The sequence below is a fragment of the uncultured Sphaerotilus sp. genome, from assembly GCF_963924895.1.
GTDB lineage: Bacteria > Pseudomonadota > Gammaproteobacteria > Burkholderiales > Burkholderiaceae_C > Sphaerotilus.
This window is the reverse complement of sequence record NZ_CAWURG010000041.1, coordinates 84,774-104,049: the sequence shown is the minus strand read 5'-3', so window position 1 is coordinate 104,049 and position 19,276 is coordinate 84,774. Positions and strand designations below refer to the sequence as shown.

The 19,276-nt window shown below is 68.6% G+C and carries 20 protein-coding genes; 9 read left to right on the top strand and 11 right to left on the bottom strand.

Annotation, left to right across the window (positions count from 1 at the left end):
* Nucleotide 1 precedes the first annotated feature (1 nt).
* Nucleotides 2-1,516 (top strand): tripartite tricarboxylate transporter permease, encoded by a 1,515-nt coding sequence (locus AABN02_RS15575; protein ID WP_338415841.1) that lies wholly within the window; start codon nucleotides 2-4, stop codon nucleotides 1,514-1,516.
* 97 nt (nucleotides 1,517-1,613) lie between these two features.
* A complete protein-coding gene (locus AABN02_RS15570) occupies nucleotides 1,614-3,221 on the top strand; it encodes an MFS transporter (RefSeq protein ID WP_338415840.1) in 1,608 nt (535 codons plus the stop codon).
* Between the two features lie 150 nt (nucleotides 3,222-3,371).
* On the opposite strand, the gene AABN02_RS15565 is transcribed toward AABN02_RS15570, so the two are convergent.
* Complete coding sequence (locus tag AABN02_RS15565; protein ID WP_338415839.1) at nucleotides 3,372-3,596, bottom strand: hypothetical protein; 225 nt, start codon at nucleotides 3,594-3,596, stop codon at nucleotides 3,372-3,374.
* A 123-nt stretch (nucleotides 3,597-3,719) separates the two neighbouring features.
* On the opposite strand from AABN02_RS15565, the gene AABN02_RS15560 reads away from it, so the two are divergent.
* From AABN02_RS15560 to AABN02_RS15530, 7 genes are all read left to right on the top strand, one after another.
* The gene (locus tag AABN02_RS15560) at nucleotides 3,720-3,953 is read left to right on the top strand and encodes a CopG family transcriptional regulator (protein WP_338415838.1); all 234 of its coding nucleotides are present in this window, start codon (nucleotides 3,720-3,722) and stop codon (nucleotides 3,951-3,953) included.
* Nucleotides 3,950-4,381 carry a TA system VapC family ribonuclease toxin gene (locus AABN02_RS15555; RefSeq protein WP_338415837.1) on the top strand — a complete coding sequence of 144 codons (432 nt, stop codon included), beginning with the start codon at nucleotides 3,950-3,952 and terminating at the stop codon, nucleotides 4,379-4,381. The genes AABN02_RS15560 and AABN02_RS15555 overlap by 4 nt, the downstream gene beginning before the upstream one ends.
* 50 nt (nucleotides 4,382-4,431) lie before the next feature.
* The gene (locus tag AABN02_RS15550; RefSeq protein WP_338415836.1) at nucleotides 4,432-4,860 is read left to right on the top strand and encodes a PACE efflux transporter; all 429 of its coding nucleotides are present in this window, start codon (nucleotides 4,432-4,434) and stop codon (nucleotides 4,858-4,860) included.
* Nucleotides 4,861-4,901: 41 nt separating this feature from the next.
* Nucleotides 4,902-5,294: a VOC family protein gene (locus AABN02_RS15545; protein ID WP_338415835.1), complete on the top strand. Its 393-nt coding sequence runs from the start codon at nucleotides 4,902-4,904 to the stop codon at nucleotides 5,292-5,294.
* Between the two features lie 47 nt (nucleotides 5,295-5,341).
* Nucleotides 5,342-6,985: a gamma-glutamyltransferase family protein gene (locus tag AABN02_RS15540; protein ID WP_338415834.1), complete on the top strand. Its 1,644-nt coding sequence runs from the start codon at nucleotides 5,342-5,344 to the stop codon at nucleotides 6,983-6,985.
* Nucleotides 6,986-7,077: 92 nt separating this feature from the next.
* Nucleotides 7,078-7,314 (top strand): AbrB/MazE/SpoVT family DNA-binding domain-containing protein, encoded by a 237-nt coding sequence (locus tag AABN02_RS15535; protein WP_338415833.1) that lies wholly within the window; start codon nucleotides 7,078-7,080, stop codon nucleotides 7,312-7,314.
* Entirely contained in the window at nucleotides 7,314-7,727 is a 414-nt protein-coding gene (locus tag AABN02_RS15530) for a type II toxin-antitoxin system VapC family toxin (RefSeq protein WP_338415832.1), read from the top strand. The genes AABN02_RS15535 and AABN02_RS15530 overlap by 1 nt, the downstream gene beginning before the upstream one ends.
* On the opposite strand, the gene AABN02_RS15525 is transcribed toward AABN02_RS15530, so the two are convergent.
* The 10 genes from AABN02_RS15525 to AABN02_RS15480 all read right to left on the bottom strand — a co-directional run bounded on the left by AABN02_RS15525 (nucleotide 7,715) and on the right by AABN02_RS15480 (nucleotide 19,184).
* Complete coding sequence (locus tag AABN02_RS15525; protein ID WP_338415831.1) at nucleotides 7,715-10,792, bottom strand: efflux RND transporter permease subunit; 3,078 nt, start codon at nucleotides 10,790-10,792, stop codon at nucleotides 7,715-7,717. The genes AABN02_RS15530 and AABN02_RS15525 overlap by 13 nt on opposite strands.
* Nucleotides 10,789-11,895 (bottom strand): efflux RND transporter periplasmic adaptor subunit, encoded by a 1,107-nt coding sequence (locus AABN02_RS15520; protein ID WP_338415830.1) that lies wholly within the window; start codon nucleotides 11,893-11,895, stop codon nucleotides 10,789-10,791. Before AABN02_RS15520 ends, AABN02_RS15525 begins: the two co-directional genes overlap by 4 nt.
* An 8-nt stretch (nucleotides 11,896-11,903) precedes the next feature.
* Nucleotides 11,904-13,334 carry an efflux transporter outer membrane subunit gene (locus AABN02_RS15515; protein ID WP_338415829.1) on the bottom strand — a complete coding sequence of 477 codons (1,431 nt, stop codon included), beginning with the start codon at nucleotides 13,332-13,334 and terminating at the stop codon, nucleotides 11,904-11,906.
* Nucleotides 13,335-13,414: 80 nt separating this feature from the next.
* Nucleotides 13,415-14,962, bottom strand: coding sequence for a TRAP transporter large permease subunit (locus AABN02_RS15510; RefSeq protein ID WP_338415828.1), 1,548 nt, complete (start codon nucleotides 14,960-14,962; stop codon nucleotides 13,415-13,417).
* Nucleotides 14,959-15,498 (bottom strand): TRAP transporter small permease subunit, encoded by a 540-nt coding sequence (locus AABN02_RS15505; RefSeq protein ID WP_338415827.1) that lies wholly within the window; start codon nucleotides 15,496-15,498, stop codon nucleotides 14,959-14,961. Before AABN02_RS15505 ends, AABN02_RS15510 begins: the two co-directional genes overlap by 4 nt.
* A 232-nt stretch (nucleotides 15,499-15,730) precedes the next feature.
* On the bottom strand, nucleotides 15,731-16,081 hold the full coding sequence (locus AABN02_RS15500) for a TIGR01244 family sulfur transferase (protein WP_338415826.1): 351 nt from the start codon (nucleotides 16,079-16,081) through the stop codon (nucleotides 15,731-15,733).
* A gap of 34 nt (nucleotides 16,082-16,115) precedes the next feature.
* Complete coding sequence (locus AABN02_RS15495; protein ID WP_338415825.1) at nucleotides 16,116-16,562, bottom strand: GatB/YqeY domain-containing protein; 447 nt, start codon at nucleotides 16,560-16,562, stop codon at nucleotides 16,116-16,118.
* Nucleotides 16,563-16,706: 144 nt separating this feature from the next.
* A complete protein-coding gene (gene rpsU, locus AABN02_RS15490) occupies nucleotides 16,707-16,919 on the bottom strand; it encodes a 30S ribosomal protein S21 (protein ID WP_179635735.1) in 213 nt (70 codons plus the stop codon).
* A 139-nt stretch (nucleotides 16,920-17,058) separates the two neighbouring features.
* The gene (locus AABN02_RS15485) at nucleotides 17,059-18,270 is read right to left on the bottom strand and encodes an NAD(P)/FAD-dependent oxidoreductase (protein WP_338415824.1); all 1,212 of its coding nucleotides are present in this window, start codon (nucleotides 18,268-18,270) and stop codon (nucleotides 17,059-17,061) included.
* Between the two features lie 35 nt (nucleotides 18,271-18,305).
* The gene (locus tag AABN02_RS15480; RefSeq protein WP_338415823.1) at nucleotides 18,306-19,184 is read right to left on the bottom strand and encodes an ABC transporter substrate-binding protein; all 879 of its coding nucleotides are present in this window, start codon (nucleotides 19,182-19,184) and stop codon (nucleotides 18,306-18,308) included.
* Between the last annotated feature and the right edge of the window lie 92 nt (nucleotides 19,185-19,276).

The following is a 19,276-nucleotide window of genomic DNA, read 5'->3' as shown; positions in this document are numbered from 1 at the left end:
CATGGACCTGATCCACAACCTCTCGCTCGGTTTCGAGACTGCGGCGACCTTCCAGAATCTGTTCTACGCGCTGATGGGCGCGATCCTCGGCACGTTGATCGGCGTGCTGCCCGGCCTCGGCCCGGTGGCGACGATCGCGATGCTGCTGCCGTCGATCTACGCGCTGGACGCCACGCCCGCGCTGATCATGCTGGCCGGTATCTACTACGGCGCGCAATACGGCGGCTCGACCACCGCCATCCTGATCAACGTCCCCGGCGAGTCCAGCTCGGTGGTGACGGCGATCGACGGCTATGCGATGGCGCGCAAGGGCCGTGCCGGTCCCGCGCTGGCCGCTGCCGGCCTGGGCTCGTTCTTCGCCGGCTGCGTGGGCACGCTGGTGATCGCCGCCTTCGCACCGCCGCTGACGGAACTCGCGTTCAAGTTCGGCCCCGCCGAATACTTCTCGCTGATGGTGCTGGGCCTGATCGGCGCCGTGGTGCTGGCTTCGGGCTCGCTGGTCAAGGCGATCGCGATGATCGTGCTGGGCCTGCTGCTCGGCCAGATCAACACCGACGTCATCTCGGGCGTGCCGCGCTTTTCGTTCGACATCCCGGAACTCACCGACGGCATCGGTTTCGTGACGATCGCCATGGGTGTGTTCGGCTTTGCCGAAATCATCGCCAACCTGAGCCGACCGGCCGAACACCGTGAAGTCTTCACCAAGGACGTCAAGGGCCTGATGCCGACCAAGCAGGACTTCAAGGACGCTTTCCCCGCCGTGCTGCGCGGCACCGCGCTGGGCTCGATCCTGGGCGTGTTGCCGGGTGGTGGGGCACTGCTGGCGTCGTTCGCGGCCTACACGGTCGAGAAGAAGGTTCGCAGTCGCCCTGGTGAAGTGCCGTTCGGTCAAGGCAATATCCGTGGTGTGGCTGGCCCGGAAGCCGCCAACAACGCCGGTGCGCAGACCTCGTTCATCCCGATGCTGACGCTGGGCATCCCGCCGAACGCGGTGATGGCGCTGATGGTCGGCGCGATGACGATCAAGGGCATCCAGCCGGGTCCGCAGGTCATGGCCAGCAACCCCGAGCTGTTCTGGGGTCTGATCGCCTCGATGTGGATCGGCAACCTGCTGCTGGTGATCCTGAACCTGCCGCTGATCGGGATCTGGATCAAGCTGCTGACAGTGCCGTACCGCTTCCTGTTCCCGGCGATCCTGGTGTTCTGCTGCATCGGCCTGTACACGCTGAACAACAACAACTTCGACGTCTACATGGCGGCCGGCTTCGGTCTGGTCGGCTACCTCTTCTACAAGCTGAGCTGCGAGCCGGCGCCGCTGCTGCTGGGCTTCATCCTCGGCCCGATGATGGAAGAGAACCTGCGCCGCGCACTGCTGCTGTCGCGTGGCGACTGGAGCACGTTCATGACCCGTCCGCTCTCGGCCGGCCTGCTGCTCGCTGCATTCGCGATGGTGGTGGTGGTGATGCTGCCGTCGATCAAGAACAAGCGCGAGGAAGCGTTCCAGGACGCCGACTGACCCTGACAGTGCAGGACTCTACGAGTCCGGCTACCCTCGAAGCCCCACCCTCCGCGGTGGGGCTTTTTCGTTTGGAGTTTCGTTTGGAGCGTTCCCGATGATCGATCCCGACCGTCTGCCTGCGGCCCTGCAGCCGCTGCGCCTGCCGGTGTTCCGCATGCTGTGGCTGGCTTGGCTGGCGGCGAACCTGACGATGTGGATGAACGACGTCGCCGCCGCCTGGCTGATGACGCAGCTCACCACGAGCGCGGTCATGGTGGCGCTGGTCTCAGCGGCCTCCACGCTGCCGGTGTTCCTGCTCGGCCTGCCGAGCGGCGCGCTGGCGGACATCGTGGACCGGCGGCGCTGGTTCGCGTCCACGCAGCTCTGGGTGGCGTCGGTTGCGACGGTGCTGGCGCTGCTGTCGCTGGGCGGGGGGCTGAGTGCGCCGATGCTGCTGGTACTGACCTTCGCCAACGGCATCGGTCTGGCTGCGCGCTGGCCGGTGTTCGCGGCGATCGTGCCGGACATCGTGCCGACCGAGCGGCTCTCCGGCGCGCTGGCGCTGCAGGCGATGGCGATGAACCTGTCGCGGGTGATCGGCCCCGTGCTGGCGGGTGCGCTGCTGGCGGCGGCGGGCAGCGCGGCGGTGTTCGTGCTCAATGCCGTGCTGTCGCTGGTGGCGTTCGCGCAGATCCTGCGCTGGAAGAGCGAGCCGCGTGTCAGCGCGCTGCCCGGCGAGCGCTTCGTCGGCGCGATGCGGGTGGGCGTGCAGCACGTGGCGCAGAACCCGCGGATGCGCTCGGTGCTGCTGCGTGTGTTCGTCTTCTTTTTCCTCAGCACGGCGCTCACCGCGCTGATGCCGCTGGTGGCCCGCCAGCTCGGCGGCGGGGCGGGCAGTTTCACGCTGCTGATGTCCTGCATGGGCCTGGGCGCGATGGTGGCGGTGATGGTGATTCCGAGTGTGCGCGAGCGATACAGCCGCGATCTGATCGTGCAGGTGTCCTCGCTCGTGGTATCGGCCATGACGCTGCTGGTGGCGCTGTCGCCCTGGCTGTGGCTCAGCGCGCTGGGCATGGCGCTGGGCGGCATGGCGTGGATCAGTTGTGCCAACACGCTGACGATGTCGGCGCAGCTCGCGCTGCCCAACTGGGTGCGCGCGCGTGGCATGTCCACCTACCAGATGGCGCTGATGGGTGGCTCGGCCTCCGGCGCGGTGGTGTGGGGGCAGATGGCGGACCTGCTCGGCTCGGTGCCGCACAGCCTGGTCGCGGCGGCGCTCTGCGGGCCGGTGGTGCTGTTCCTGGTGCGCGGCTACTCGGTGTCCGGGGGAGGGGATGCCGACCTGCGCCCCGCCTCACCCAGCCAGACGCCGCAGCCGGCCATCGAGATCGGCCCCGACGAAGGGCCGGTGATGGTCACGGTCGAGTACCTGATCGACCCGGCCCGCGCCCGCGACTTCGCCGCCGTGATGCAGCACACCCGCCGTGCGCGCCTGCGGCAGGGGGCGCTGTCGTGGGGCCTGTTCCGCGACACGGAGCGGCCGGGGCGGTATGTCGAGTATTTCGTCGATGAAACCTGGGTCGAGCACCTGCGGCGCCAGGAGCGGTTCACGGCGGATGACATCCAGTTGCGGGCACAGCGGATGGCGTTTCATCTGGGGGAGGCGGCGCCGACGGTGCGGCGGTATGTGGGAGAGGCGCTGGAGGGGGTGGCCAGACCGTGACTGTGCCCGTCACGCACACTGACCCCTGCTACTCGCCCCCGTCATCCTCGCGAATGCGAGGATCCACGGTCCCAAAAACGGTCATTTGCATGCGTGGGTGCCCGCTTTCGCGGGCATGACGGGATGTGCTTTTGCTTGCTGACCGTCAAGTCAGCCGTGACACGACACCAGGCCGATGCTGAGTGTGGCGGCGATCCCCCAGGTACCGGCCTGTCTGTTCTGGGTTGTGACGCTGAGCATCGCCTTGGCCAGCTTCAATCGATCTGCATCGACCTCCGTCGGGGGCGCGTTGGCCTGAAGCTCGATCACCGCCAAGCCGAACAGGCAGACGAACTTGTGGATGTTGTCGGTTGGCAGTGGGATGGTGGGCGTCATGCTTGAGGTCGGCGGGGATGGAAGTTTGCAGCTTAGGCACCAGAAGCTCAGCGTCCCCGGGCTCAGGCGTGATGCGTGATGCGTGATGTATGATCCGACCATGACTCTCGAAGGCAGTACCGCATGCGCACCACACTTGCCATTGACGACGACATCCTTGCTGCTGCGAGGCACTTGGCCGCGCGAGAACAGAAGAGCGTGGGCGAAGTGATTTCGGCGCTCGCCCGACAAGGGCTGAGTCGCAGCGCCCATAGCCAAAAGTCTGAACGCAACGGAATCCCGCTGCTGCCAAGCCGTAAGGCCGCTGTTCCCGTGACGCTTGAGCTTGTCAACCAACTGCGAGACGAACAGCCTTGACTCGCTACCTGCTGGACGTGAATGTTCTGATTGCGCTTGTGGATCCAGCCCACGTTCAGCACGACACCGTGCATGAGTGGTTTGGACGCACTGGACACAAGGCGTTTGCAACCTGTCCGATCACGGAAAACGGCCTGCTGCGCATCGTTGGTCACCCAAAGTATCCAAACTCGCCCGGGCCTCCGAGTTCAGTCGTCGAGGCGCTCGGTGCCATTCGCGCCCTGCCGGGTCACGCGTTCTGGCCCGATAGCATCAGCTTGGTAGAGACCGAGCTTGTCGAACCAGCGCTTCTCTCGAGTCATGGGCGCGTGACCGACAGCTATCTGCTGGCCTTGGCCAAGGCGAACCGAGGCAAGCTGGCCACCTTGGATCACAAGCTTTCAACAGAGGTCGTCGCCGACGGGAAGAGCGCACTCGCACTCATCTGACCCTCGCTGCATGAGGGAAACGCCGAACCCACCGCTTCACTGCCCGCCGCATGACGCCCACAACCCGACGTGTTCTTCAAGCCGTGCTGTATGAAGTCGGGGCCATCGCGGTGGTCGGTCCGGTGCTGGGGCTCGCCTTCGAGAAACCCGCCAGCTCCACCTTCCTGCTGGCCGTCGTGCTGTCCACCATCGCCCTCTGCTGGAATTACGTCTTCAACGCCGTCTTCGAGCGCTGGGAGTCCAGGCAAGTGGTCAAGGGACGGAACTTCGCTCGGCGTCTGGCGCACGGAACAGGCTTCGAAGGCGGTCTCACCCTCATCCTCGTGCCCGTCATGGCGCTGTGGCTTGACACGACATTGCAGGCCGCCTTCCTGGTGAACCTGGGCCTGCTGGCCTTCTTCTTCGTCTACGCCATGGGCTACACCTGGGCCTTCGACAAGGTCTTTGGCTTGCCGCAGTCCGCGCTGGGCCCGAGGTGATGTGTCTCCATGAACCTGGATGGCGCAAGCCAAGGAACACCATGAAACTCGGCTACACCATCGTCTACGTCCCCGACGTCGCGGAATCCCTGTCCTTCTTCGAGCGCGCCTTCGGCCTGTCCCGCCGTTTCCTGCACGAAGCCGGTGACTACGGCGAACTCGACACCGGGGCCACCACGCTCGCGTTTGCCTCGCTGGCACTGGGGCACATGAACTTCCCGGCGGGGTTCGTGGCGGCCAGCGCATCGGCCCTTCCGCTGGGCTTCGAACTCGCGCTGGTGACGCCCCACGTCGCCGAGGCCCACGCGAAGGCGCTGGCCAATGGCGCCACCGAACTCAACCCGCCCGAGTCCAAGCCCTGGGGTCAGACGGTGTCGCATGTCCGCTGTCCGGATGGCACGCTGGTGGAACTCTGCTCGCCCGTCGGCGGCTGAGCCTCGCGCACGACCACCGGCCCGCCCGCCACCTGGACACCATCCCCATGCCCACCCACGCCCAAGCCCGTTTTGACTACGCCGTCCCGTACCCGAGCGCCCGCCTGCCGGTGTTCGCCCGCAACGTCGTCGCCACCTCGCACCCGCTGGCGGCGCAGGCCGGTCTGCGCATCCTGGCCGAAGGGGGCAACGCGGTCGACGCTGCCGTGGCCGCCGCCGCGGTGATGACCGTCGTCGAGCCGTGCAGCAACGGGCTGGGGTCCGATGCGTTCTGCATCCTGTGGGACGGCCAGCAGCTGCACGGACTCAACGCCTCCGGCCCAGCCCCCCAGGCGTGGACCCCCGACCACTTCCGCCGCCGCCACGCCCCGGACGCCACGGCACCCCCGGTGCGCGGCTGGGACGCCGTGACCGTGCCGGGCGCGGTGGCGGCGTGGGCGTCGTTGTCGGCGCGGTTCGGCCGGCTGCCCTTCGAGGCGCTGATGGCCCCGGCCGCGGAGGTGGCCGAGCGGGGCTACGCCGTGCCCGTCGTCGTGCAGCAGAAATGGGCCGCCGCCGCCACGCTCGACGCCCTGACGCGCCAACCCGGGTTCGCTGAAGTGTTCCTGCCACACGGCCGGGCGCCCGCGGTCGGCGAGCGCTTCACGATGCCCGGCGCGGCGCGGGCCTTGCGGGCGATCGGCGCGACACGGGGGCGGGCGTTCTACGAAGGAGAGATCGCCGAGGCGCTGGCCCGGGCGTCCGCCGCGCAGGGCGGGGCGATGACCCTGGCGGACCTGGCCGGCTTTGCGCCCGAGTGGGTGACGCCGATCCAGCAGGACTACCGCGGCCACACCCTGCACGAGATCCCGCCCAACGGCCAGGGCCTCGCCGCGCTGGTCGCCCTCGGCCTGCTGCAGCACGGGGACGTGGACCTCGCCAGCCTGCCCGTCGATGGCGCGGAGGGGCAGCACCTGCAGATCGAGGCGATGAAGCTCGCCTTCGCCGACGTCTACCGCTTCGTCGCCGAGCCGGCGAGCATGGCCGTCAGCGCCGCCGACCTGCTCGACCCCGGCTACCTGCGCGAGCGCGCCCGCCTGATCGATCCGCGGCGCGCCCAGGACTTCGGCGCCGGCCAGCCGGTCAAGGGCGGCACCATCTACCTCACCGCCGCCGATGAGCGCGGCATGATGGTCAGCTTCATCCAGAGCAACTACATGGGCTTCGGCTCGGGCGTGGTGCTGCCCGAGTACGGCCTGAGCCTGCAGAACCGCGGCCACGCCTTCAGCCTCGACCCGCGCAGCGCCAACGTGGTCGCGCCGGGCAAGCGGCCGTTCCACACCATCATCCCGGGCTTCCTGACCCGCGACGGGCAGCCGGTGATGAGCTTCGGCGTGATGGGCGCCCACATGCAGCCGCAGGGCCATGTGCAGACCCTCGTGCGCATGCTCGACCACCACCAGAACCCGCAGACCGCCTGCGACGCGCCGCGCTGGCGCTGCAACGCCGGCCTGTCGCTCAACGTCGAGGCGACGATGCCGGCCGCGACCGTGGCCGGGTTGGCGGCACGGGGCCACCAACTGGAGGTCATCAGCGACACCTACCAGGACTTCGGCGCGGGCCAGTTCATCTGGCGGCTGGGCGATCCGGCGGTGGAGGGGTATGTGGCGGCGAGTGATCCGCGGCGGGATGGGCTCGCGGCGGGGTGGTGAAGGCGAGTGTCAGGGCGCGAGCACCGCCGACTTGACGGTACTTCACCCGAAGCCTATGCTGAACCATAGGCTGGTTTCACGAGGACACCGACATGCACACCGAGCGACGCGTTGCCGTTTTCCGCAATGGCTCCAACCAGGCCATCCGCATTCCGCGCGAGTTCGAACTCGACAGCACCGAGGTCGTGATCCGCAAGGAGGGGGACAGCCTGATCCTCACGCCGGTTCGCCGTCACCGTTTGCTGGAGTTGGTCAAGTCCTGGGAGCCCCTGACCGAGGAATGGCCCGACATCCCCGATCTGCCGCTCCAAGATCGGGATCTTTTCTGATGGCACCACTGCTGTGGATGCTGGACACGAACACGCTGTCCGCGTTGATCCGTGGCCCGTCGCCCGCCCTGGTGCAGCGGCTTGCTGCAGCCGGAGGAGAGTCTGTCTGTACCAGCATCGTCGTGGCCTGCGAGATGCGCTATGGCGTGCAGCGCAAGGGATCCGCTGCGTTGACTGCGCGGGTCGAGGCGTTGCTCGCAGAGGTAACGGTCCTGCCGTTCGACGGTGAAGCGGACCAGCATTACGCCGACATCCGCTGCGCACTGGAACGCGCGGGCACCCCCGTCGGCAGCCACGACCTGCTGATCGCCGCGCACGCTCGCTCACGCGGCCTGGTGGTGGTGACGCACAACGTTCGCGAGTTCCAGCGCGTTCCAGGGTTGCAGGTCGAGGACTGGCTTCAGGCTGCCTGAACGCCCCGACCCTTGCGCCGCAACAGCCGCCCCACCAGCGCCATCCCGTCGTCCACATAGCTGAACACCACCGGAATCACCAGCAGGCTCAGGAACGTGGACGTGATCAAGCCCCCGATCACCACGATCGCCATCGGCGCCCGGAAACTCGGATCGACCCCCAGCCCGAGCGCGATCGGCATCATCCCCGCGCCCATCGCGATCGTCGTCATCACGATCGGCCGCGCCCGCTTGCGGCAGGCGTCGAGCACGGCATCCCAGCGGTTCAGGCCGTGGTCGCGCCGGGCCAGCACGACGTAGTCCACCAGCAGGATCGAGTTCTTCGTCGCGATGCCCATCAGCATGATCAGCCCGATCATCGACGGCATCGACAGCGCCGTGTGCGTGACAAACAGCGCCAGGAACGCGCCCGGGATCGACAGCACCAGCGCCGCCAGGATGGTCACCGGCTGGATGAAGTCCTTGAACAGCAGCACCAGCACGATGTAGATGCACAGCACGCCCGTCAGCATCGCCAGCGAGAAGCTCTGGAACAGCTCGGCCATCGCTTCGGCATCGCCCACCGTCGTCTGCATCACGCCGGGCGGCAACTGCTTCAGGCTCGGCAGCGCCTGCGCCAGCCGCTCGACCTCGCCCAGCGGCACGCCGTTCAGCTCGATCTCGAAGTTGATGTTGCGCTGGCGGTCGTAGCGGTCGATCTGCGCCGGGCCGCTCGCCATCTCCAGCGTCGCGACACTCGACAGCGGCACCGGCCCGCGTGCGCCCGGCACCGGCAGGCGGCTGAGCAGCTCCAGATCCGCCCGCGCCTCGGCCGGCAGCCGCACAACGATCGGCACCTGCCGCTGCGACAGGTTCAGCTTGGCCAGCCCCTGGTCATAGTCGCCGCTGGTCGCCACCCGCAGCGTGTCGGCGATGGCCGCGGTCGTCACACCCAGGTCCGCCGCCCGCGCCGCGTCCGGCCGCACGATCAGCTCCGGCCGCACGAGGCTGGAGGTGGACACGACGTTGCCGATGCCGGGGATGGTGCGCAGCTCGCGCTCGACCACCTTGGCGTGCTCGGCCAGCGCGGCGCCGTTTTCGCTCGCCAGCACGAGGATGTACTTCTCGCTGGAGCCGCCGAAGCCGACCTTGACCCGCGCGCCGGGCAGCGCCTCGACCAGCTTGCGCAATTCGCCTTCGATGGCCTGCTTGCTGACGCCGGGGCGGTCCTTGCGGTGGGTCATGTTGAGGGTCAGTACGGCCTTGGTCACGCTGGCCGCCCCCTGCGGCGCGAAGGGGTCGGAGCCTGCCGCGCCGCCGCCGATGGCGGTGTAGACCAGCTTGACATGCGGGTTCTGGCTGACGAGCAGGCGCGCCTGTTCGGCCGCCGCGCGCGTTTCCTTCAGCGTCGAGCCGGGCGGCAGGGTCACCGTCACCTGCGTCTGCGACAGGTCATCGGGCGGGATGAAGCCGGTCGGCAGGTAGGGCACCAGCGCGAACGAGCCGACAAAAAACGCGGTCGTCGCCAGCGTCGTGACGATGCGGTGCTTCAGGCACCACGCGGCCAGCCGCAGGTACCACGCCATCCAGCCGGGCGGCTTGTCGGCGTGCTTCGGCGGGCGCAGCAGGTAGGCGGCCATCATCGGCGTCAGCATCCGCGCGACCACCAGCGAGAAGAACACCGCGATCGCCGCCGTCCAGCCGAACTGCACGAAGAACTTGCCCGGCACGCCGCTCATGAACGCGGTCGGCAGGAACACGGCGATCAGCGTGAACGTCGTCGCGATCACCGCCATGCCGATCTCGTCGGCCGCCTCCATCGCCGCCTCGAACGGGGTCTTGCCCATTGCGAGGTGGCGCATGATGTTTTCGATCTCGACGATGGCGTCGTCCACCAGGATGCCGACCACCAGCGACAGGCTCAGCAGCGTCACCACATTGACCGTGAACCCCAGCAGGTACATCACCGCGAACGTGGGGATCACCGACAGCGGCAGCGCGATCGCCGACACCAGCGTCGCCCGCCAGTCGCGCAGGAAGAACCACACCACCACCACCGCCAGCGCCGCGCCCTCGTAGAGCAGCGTCATCGAGCCGTCGTAGCCCTCCTGCACCGGATCGACGAAGTTGAACGCCTCGGTGAAGGTGATCTCGGGGTGGCTCTTGCGCAGCGCTTCGACCCGGGCGCGCACGTCCGCGGCGATCGCCACTTCCCCGGCGCCCTTGGAACGCGTGATCTCGAAGCCGACCACCGGCTTGCCGTTCAGCAGCGCCACCGCCCGCGGCTCAGCCACCGTGTCGGTGACCCGCGCGACCTGGTCGAGCCGGACATGCCTCCCGTCCGAGAGCGCGATCTCCAGCCGCCCAAGTTCCTCGGCGCTCTGCACCGTGGCGAGCGTGCGCACGGCCTGTTCGGCGCCACCGAGGTCACTGCGTCCGCCGGGCGCGTCCTGCTGGATCTGGCGCAACTGGCGCGAGACGTCCGAGGCCGTGGCGTTGAGCGCGAGCAACTGCGCCGGATCGAGTTCGACCCGCACCTCGCGCGTCACACCGCCCACCCGCGACACGGCGCCGACGCCGCGCACCGACAGCATCTGCTTGGTGATCGTGTTGTCCACAAACCAGCTCAGCGCCTCGTCGTCCATCCGGTCGGAGGCGACGGTGTAGGTGAGGATGGGCGAGCCGGCCAGGTCCATCTTCTGGATCACCGGGTCGCGCAGGTCGCCGGGCAGGTCCGAGCGCACCCGCGCCACCGCGTCGCGCACGTCGTCCACGGCTTCCTGCGTGGACTTCTCCAGCCGGAACTCGACCGTGACGGTGACCGAGCCGTCGTTCACCAGCGTGTAGATGTGCTTGACGCTCTTGAGCGTGGCCAGGGCGTTTTCAAGCTTGCGGGCGACCTCGGTTTCGAGCTGCGCGGGGGCGGCGCCGGGCAGGGCGGCCGTGACCATCACGGTCGGCAGGTCGATGTCGGGGAAGTTCTGGATCGTCATCGCCCGGAAGCCCACCAGGCCCGCGAGCGTGAGCAGGATGAAGAGCAGGATTGCCGGGATCGGGTTGCGGATCGACCAGGAGGAGACGTTCACGGCTTGGCTCCCGCAGGCGCGGCGACGACCTTGACCAGATCACCGTCCGCCAGGAAGCCGCCTCCTTGCGCGACGACCTGCGCGCCGGCGTCCAGCCCGCTGGTGACCTCGACCCGCTCGCCCAGGCGCCGGCCGACCTGCACCTTGGTCTGCAGCACGCGGCTGTCCTTGCCGAGGCGGAAGACATAGCTGTAGCCGTCGCGCAGCAGCACGGCGGTCTGCGGCAGCGTCAGCGCTGTCGACTGGCCGACGACGAACTCGCCGCGGGCGAACATGCCGGCCCGCGCCTCGCTGCCGGCCGGCAGATCGACGTAGACGAGGCCGTTGCGCGTGACCGGATCGACGGTGGGCGCGAGCAGGCGCACCTTGGCGTCGATCGGGTTGCCGCCTGCGGGCACGACCTTCACCGCCATGCCGGGCTGCAGCCGGTGCAGATCGGCGGCGGGCACCTCGGCGCGCCACTCCAGCCGGCCCTGGCGGATCAGCCGGAACAGCTCCTGCCCCGGCTGGGCGATGGCGCCCATCGTCGCGAGGCGGGCGCTGATGATGCCGTCGTCGGGGGCCTGGATGCGGGTCTGGTTCAGGCGCAGCGTGTCGGCCGACAGACGCGCCTTGATCGACTGGAGCCGGGCGCGGGCAGTGGCCTCGCCGGTCGTGTACTGCTGGATCTGCTGCGTGCTCAGCGCACCGCTGGACTGCAGCGCGCGGGCGCGCTCGGCGTTGGCCTGCGCTTCGGCGAGGGTCGCTTCGGCTTCGGCGATGCCGGCCTTGGTGGCGGCGAGGTCGGCGGCGAGCGTTTCGGCTTGGAGGCGGGCGAGCAGCTGGCCCTTCTTGACCCGGTCGCCGACCTGCACGTTCACCTCGACCAGCCGCAGCCCCTGCGTCTCGGCGCCGATGACGATGTCCTGCCACGCCGCCACGCTGCCGTTGGCGGCGAGCGACTGCGGCAGGCTGCCGGTCTGCGGGGTGGTGACGGCCACGGTGAGCGCGGCCTTGGGCGCGGCCGAGGCGGCGGGCGCATCGGCGGCCCGGACCGGCAGCGCGAAGCAGGACACGACGAGGGCCAGCGTCAGCGTGACGGGGAAAGGAATGCGTTGGGTCATGGCGGGTGTCACGAAGGGGTGTTGTTCTCGCGGGTCCAGCCACCGCCGACGGCGCGGTAGAGGCTGATCCAGGCGGCGACCTGCTCGCGCCGCAGCGCCAGCAGCGCGGATTCGGCCGACAGCGTCTGGCGCCGGGCGTCTTCGGTTTCGAGCACGCTGGCGGCGCCGAGGCGGGCGCGTTCCTCGGTGCTGGTGAAGAAGCTGCGCAGCCCTTCGGCGGCGGTGCGGGCGTCGGCCTCGCGGCGCTGGCTGGCGTCGAGCCGCAGCAGTGCTTCCTCGACTTCACGCACCGCGGTGCGCAGCTTCAGCGCGTAGCCGGCGCGGGCCTCGTCGTAGCGGGCGCGGGCCGCATCGGCCTGCGCCTGCAGCCGGCCGCGGTTGAAGATCGGCAGCGACAGGTTCGGCCCGAAGCCCCAGGTCACGGCGTCCGAGGTGCTGCCGCCGGTGCGCACCAGGCCGATGCCGAGGTTGCCGTTCACGGTCAGTTGGGGCCAGCGCGCCGCGTCGGCCACGCCCACCTCGGCGGCGCTGGCCTGCAGGTCGCGCTCGGCGGCGGCGAGGTCGGGCCGCTGGGTCAGCGTGGCGGCGGGCAGGGTGCTCAGCGTGAACGCGGCCGGCTTCGGCAGTGTCGCGGTGCGTGGTGCGAGCCGTGTGCGCAGCGCGCGGGTGTCCACGCCGGTCAGCAGGACCAGCGCCTGGACCGTCAGGGTGCATTCAGTCTGCTGCACGGTGACGCGGTCACGGGCCTGCGCGGCGCTGGCCTGAATGAGGCGGGCATTGGCGGGGGCCTCGAAGCCCACGTCGGCTTTTTTCTGCACCAGCGCGCTGCTGCGGCCGAGCGAGTCGGCTTCGCGGGTGTAGAGCGCTGCCGCGGCTTCGCAGGCCCGCAGCGCCACATAGGTCTGGGCTACCTCCGCAGCCAGCGAGACCCGCGCCTCGTGCCAGCCGAGTTCGGCCTGCTCGGCGCGAGAGCGGGCGGCCTCGACGCCGTGGCGCACGCCGCCGAACAGGTCGATCTCCCAGCCGGCATCGACGACGGCGCTGGCTTGGCTGACGGTGGTGAAGTTCGTGGCCGCGGTCGAGCCGCGCTGCGCCTGAACATTGGCGCCGACCGTGGGCCAGCCGGCGGACGCCGCCACGCGCTGGCTGGCGCGCGCCTGCTGGATACGGGCCAGCGCCTGCGACAGCACAGGGTGGGCGGCCTGTGCCTCGCCGATCAGCGCGGGCAGCAGCGGATCATCGAACTGCGACCACCAGGCGCTGAGCTGGCCCGTCTGGCCGCCGTGGGGCAGGGGGGCGTGCCACGCGGGTGTGGCGACGGCGGGTGGGGGCTGGAGTGGTGTCGGCGTGCTGCAGCCAGCGAGCAGACCGAATGCCGCGAGCGCGGCGAGCTGGGACAGCTGTGAAAGCTGGAAACAGAATGAAAAACGGGCGCGCATTCGGTGAGCTTATCAACGAAAGCGCGCCCGCATGTGACGCAGTGGTTGCCGCCGCCGGGGGACGGTCGGCTGCGGACGCCTTACTTCTTGTCGCCGTCCTTCGGCAGGTCCTTGAAGGCGGCCATCGGATCCTCTTCCTTGGCCTTGTCGCCCGCGCCCTGCTGCATGGAACGGATCGCGTCGTCGTTGTTGTCCGACTTGGTGCCGCGGTCCACCTCCTGCAGCAGCTCGGTCGCCTTGCTCTCGTCCACCACGACCGGCTTGTCGAGGAAGGACGTCACCGTCGCCGGGAAGAAGATCACGACGACCACCAGCACGAGCTGCATGATCACCCAGGGGATCGAGCCCATGTAGATGTCGCGGGACTCGACCTTGCGCGGGATGGAGCCGTTCTTGAACAGCGTGTCCGAGATGCCGCGCAGGTAGAACAGCGCGAAGCCGAAGGGCGGGTGCATGAACGAGGTCTGCATGTTCACGCACAGCAGCACGCCGAACCAGACCAGATCAATGCCCAGCTTGTCCGCCACCGGGCCGAGCATCGGCAGGATGATGAACGCGATCTCGAAGAAGTCGAGGAAGAAGGCGAGGAAGAAGATGAACACGTTGACCACGAGCAGGAAGCCGACCTGGCCGCCCGGCAGACCCGTGAGCAGGTGTTCGATCCAGACGCCGCCGTCCACGCCGAGGAACACCAGCGAGAATATCCGCGAGCCGATCAGGATGAACACGACCATGGCGGTCAGGCGCATCGTGCCAAGAATGGCCTCCTGCAGCAGCGACCAGCTCAGGCGGCGGTGCAGGGCCGCCAGGACCAGGCCGCCGACGGCACCCATCGCACCGGCTTCGGTCGGCGTGCAGATGGCGGTGTTCATGCCGGGCAGGCCGCCCATGCTGCCCAGCACGGCGAAGATCAGCACGGCCGAGGGGATGATGCCGCGCAGGCACTTGGCCCACAGCGCCCAGCCCTGGAGGGTGCGCGCTTCCTTGGGCACGCCCGGCACCCATTCCGGCTTGAACTGGGCCACCAGGAAGGTGTAGGCGACGAAGATCAGGATCTGCAGGATCGACGGACCCCAGGCGCCCTTGTACATGTCGCCCACCGGCTTGCCGAGCTGGTCGGCCATCACCACCAGCACCAGCGACGGCGGCACCAGCTGCGTGATGGTGCCGGAGGCGGCCAGCACACCGGTCGCATAGCGCATGTTGTAGCCGTAGCGCATCATGACCGGCAGCGAGATCATCGCCATCGCGATGACCTGACCCGCCACGGTGCCGGTGATGGCGCCGAGGATGAAGCCGACGATGATCACCGAGTAGCCCAGGCCACCCTTGACCGGGCCGAAGAGCTGGCCCATCGAGTCGAGCATGTCCTCGGCCAGACCGCATTTCTCCAGCAGCGCGCCCATGAGCGTGAAGAAGGGAATCGCCAGCAGCAGGTCGTTCGAGAGGATGCCGAAGATGTTCAGCGGCACGTTCGACAGGAAGGCCTGCTGGAACCAGCCCATGTGGATCGCGTAGAGCCCGCAGCCCAGGCCCAGCGTTGCCAGCGAGAAGGCGACCGGAAACCCGATCAGCATGATGAGGATGAGCCCCAGGAACATCAGGGGCGGGAAGTGCTCCATGCTCATTGCAGGGGCCTCTCGTAGTGCGTGTCCATGTCGTACTGGTTGTTGAGCCAGGCCACCCGCTTGACGATTTCAGACAGCGCCTGCAGGCAGACCAGTCCGAACCCCAGCGGCAGCATGAGCACGGCCGGCCAGCGGATCAGGCCACCCGCGTTGCTCGACATCTCGCCGGACAGGAACCTGCTGAGGAATAGCTCCCACGTCATCCACGACATCAGCCCGATCACCGGCAGCAGCAGGACCACCAGACCGAACAGATCGACCAGAACTTGCGCACGCGCGGACAGGCGGCCGTAGAGCAGGTCGACCCGGACATGTTCATTCACCCGCAGCACCTGGGCCGCGCCCAGCATCACGCAGGCGGCGAAGAGGTACCACTGGATCTCGAGCCAGCCGTTCGAGCTGTTGTTGAAGAAGTAGCGGATCAGGGCATTGCCGGCGCTGATCAGGCACGAGGCGAGCACCGCCCATTTCGCCACCACGCCGAACAGGTCGGTGAGGCGGTCGACGGCATGGGCCAGAGACAGCAGGCGCTTCATCGAGGCGACTCCAGGCGGTCGCACGAACCGGTGCCGGCCGGGTCGCGGCCGGTGCGGTGCAGTGGTGTGGGGTGGTGGGGCACAGCGCAGGGTCTCCGTTTTTCAGGCCGTATCACACTTGAAAATCCCGATCTGGCACATCGGGTGTTACGACTACGCAGCACGAAGCGGCAGCACGCAGGATGGAGCACCCTGGCGTGCCACGCTGTCACCAACGGGCTCTGGAGCGGCCTCAGCCTGGCTGGGTCGCCGCCATGAAGAGCTTGGTGGACCGGGCGCCGCTGCGGCAGAAGCACAGCAGCGGGCGCGGCATCGCGGCGATCAGCGCGGCGAAGCGGGCGATCTCCTCGGGGCTCTGGTAGCCGCCGGCGACGGGCAGGTGGGCGTACTGCAGGCCGGCTGCGAGCGAGGCAGTCTCGACGGCGGCGCTGGTCGGCTGGTCCGGGCCGTGCTCGAAGTCGGGGCGGTTGTTGATCACGCTGCGGAAGCCGGCCGCGGCCACGTCGGCCATGGCGGCGGGCGTGAGTTGCGGCGAGACGCAGACGTCGGCGGCGATGCGCTGGATCGGCAGGGAAGTGCTCATGGTGTGGCTCCGGAAGTACGCGGCAAAGTGCCCGTCATTTTGTCAGCGCGCGCTTGACGGCGGCGGAGACCAGTCCCATGTCGGCGTTGCCGGCCAGACGCTGCTTCACCGCGCCCATGACCTTGCCCATGTCGCCGGGGCCCGTGGCGCCCAGCTCGGTGACGATGGCCTGCACGGCGGCGTCGATCTCGTCGGCGCTCAGGCGCTTCGGCAGGTAGGCCTCCAGCACCACGAGTTCGGCGCTTTCCTTGTCGGCCAGATCCATGCGGGCCGCTGCGGTGAACTGGGTGATCGAGTCCTTGCGCTGTTTGATCAGCTTGTCGACGATGGCGACCACGTCGGCGTCCGACAGCGTCACGCGCTCATCGACTTCCTTCTGCTTGCACGCGGCCAGCAGCAGGCGGATCGTGCCGAGGCGGGCCGTGTCCTTGGCGCGCATGGCGGTCTTCATGTCGTCGGTGATCTGGTCCTTGAGGCTCATGGGGGCATCCTGTGCGGACCGGGAGGGTCCTGAATACATCGGTTCCGGAAACGACAAAACCCGCAACGGCGTCCCGCGCGGGTTCTGGACTTTCGTCGAACGCTGGTGGCATCTGCACAGCGCGCTGTGCAGAGTACACCGGGTTCAGTACAGCCGCTTGGGCAGCTGCATCGAGCGCACGCGCTTGTAGTGGCGCTTGACGGCGGCAGCCTTCTTGCGCTTGCGCTCGGCCGTGGGCTTCTCGTAGAACTCGCGAGCGCGCAGGTCAGGCAGCAGGCCCAGCTTTTCGATGGTGCGCTTGAAGCGACGCAGTGCAACGTCGAACGGCTCGTTTTCCTTGACTCGGATGGTCGTCATGAACTGAAAGATCCTTCGGTTTATGCCCTCGGTGGCCGACGCGGGGTTCCGGAAACCCTGGTGTCGCCGACTCGAACAGGCTTCTTTGCCAGCAAAGCCTTGGATTATAGGTGAGTTTGCTGGAGCTGGTGGAAATCAATCAGCTTGTCGCGCAAGCGTCCGCGCAGGCGGCGGCACTCGCCCAGGCCCACTGGAAGTTGTAGCCGCCCAGCCAGCCCGTGACATCGACCACCTCGCCGATGAAGTGCAGGCCCGGCACGCGCTTGCTCTCCAGCGTCTGCGAGCTGAGTTCGCGGGTGTCGACGCCGCCGGCCATCACTTCAGCCTTCTTCCAGCCTTCATCGCCGGTCGGCGTCACGTCCCAGGCGCGGGCGCGCTGGGCCACCGCCTGCAGGTCCTTGTCTTTGCAGTCGGGCATCGGGCGCTGGGCATCCAGACCGGCGCCCTGCAGCCAGGCCTCGGCCAGTCGCGTGGGCAGCAGGGCGGCGAATTCGTTGCCGAGCTGGCGCCGCGAAGACTGCTTGGCGGCCAGCAGCCGCGCGCCGAGGTCGACGCCGGGGGCCAGATCGATCTGCAGCGCCTGGCCGGGGCGCCAGAAGCTGGAGATCTGCAGCACGGCTGGGCCGCTCAGGCCGCGGTGGGTGAACAGCAGGTCTTCGAGGAAGGTGGTGCGCGCCTTGCCGCTGCCGGTGGAGATGCCGACCGGCAGTGCCACACCCGACAGCGCCGCATACGGCGCCCACTGCACCGGATCGAAGGTCAGCGGCACCAGCGCCGGACGCGGCTCAATCAGGGTGTGGCCAAACTGTTTCGCGATGCGCAGGCCGAAATCGGTCGCGCCGATCTTGGGCACGGGCAGGCCGCCGGTGGCAATCACCAGCCGCGATGCCTGCACGGGGCCGGCATCGGTATCGAGTTCGAACCCGCCAGCCTCACCACTGCGCTGCCGGATCGCCTTCACACCACAGGGCTGGCGCCGCACCACGCCACCCGTGTCGCACTCGCGCAGCAGCATCGTGATCAGGTCCTCGGCGCTGCGGTCGCAGAAGAGCTGGCCCTTGTGCTTCTCGTGGAAGGCGATGCCGTGGCGCTGGACGAGTTCGATGAAGTCGCCCGGGGTGTAGCGGGCCAGCGCCGAGCGGCAGAAACGGGGGTTGTCCGAGAGGAAGTTCGCCGGCGTGACATCGCGGTTGGTGAAGTTGGCGCGGCCACCGCCGGAGATGCGGATCTTCTCGGCGACTTTGGGGCTGTGGTCGAGCAGCAGCACCCGCTGGCCGCGCTGGCCGGCACGACCGGCGCAAAAAAGGCCGGCGGCGCCGGCCCCAACGATGACGACGTCAAAGGTTTCCATGGGGCGGGATTATCCGCGCCCCAGGAGCGTGGAGGTCAGACGCGCTGCCAGGCCAGATTGGCGCGCGCGAACATGGCCTTCAGCTCGCCCTTTTCGCCCAGCGTGTTCAGGCCCGCCTGCAGCGCTTCGGCCAGATCGGTGGCTTCCTTCTTGACGGCCATGCCAACCGCCCAGCCGTCCTTCGGCGCCCGCGGCATCGGGATCGGCGCGATCGCGAAACGCGGATCGCCACGCAGCACGGACTCGATCTCCGAACGCAGGCCCGCCGCCGCGGCGACCTCGCCGCGCTGCAGCATCCGCGCCGCCGCCACACCGTCGTCGACCTTGGTGATCAGCTTCTCGCGCAGGGCGCCGTCGTCGGCGCCGATCATCAGCCAGCCGGCCAGCGAGAGGCCCGGCACCGCCGAGCGCACCTGGCGCAGCGGCTCCAGGGAGTCCAGTTGGGGCAGCTTGACCAGATCGCGGGCGACCACGACCCGCTCGCGCCAGTACGGCCCGAAGATGCTGACCTTCGGGTTGTCCTGCATCAGCGGGCGGTCGACCGGGACGTGCAGCATCACGTCGGCCGGACCGTAGCCGAGGTAGTGGCCCTTCCAGACCATGTTGCGCAGGTCGTCGTTCATGTTGTCGTCGGCCGGGAAGGGCAGCAGCGACACCTCGACGCCCAGCGTGCCCGCCAGTGCCTTGGCCAGCTCGATCTCGATGCCCTGGCCCTTGACATGGAACGGCGGCAGGTCGTTGTAGATGCCGACGGTCAGGCGGCCGCGTTCACGCACGCGGGCCAGTCCAGTCTTGTCCTCGGCGTGGGCGCTGCCGACGCCGAGCAGGCCGCCGAGCGCGCCCAGCGCCAGCGTCGAGGTCTTGCCGAGGAAGGCGCGGCGGTCGTGCGCCTTGTCGTTGTTGGAGTGGCTCATGTCTGTCTCCTGGTCCGCGCTGCAGGCGGCGGGCGGTGGTCTGGGGTCTGGAAAACGGGCGAGGCCCGGAGCCGGATTCTGTCAGTGAACCC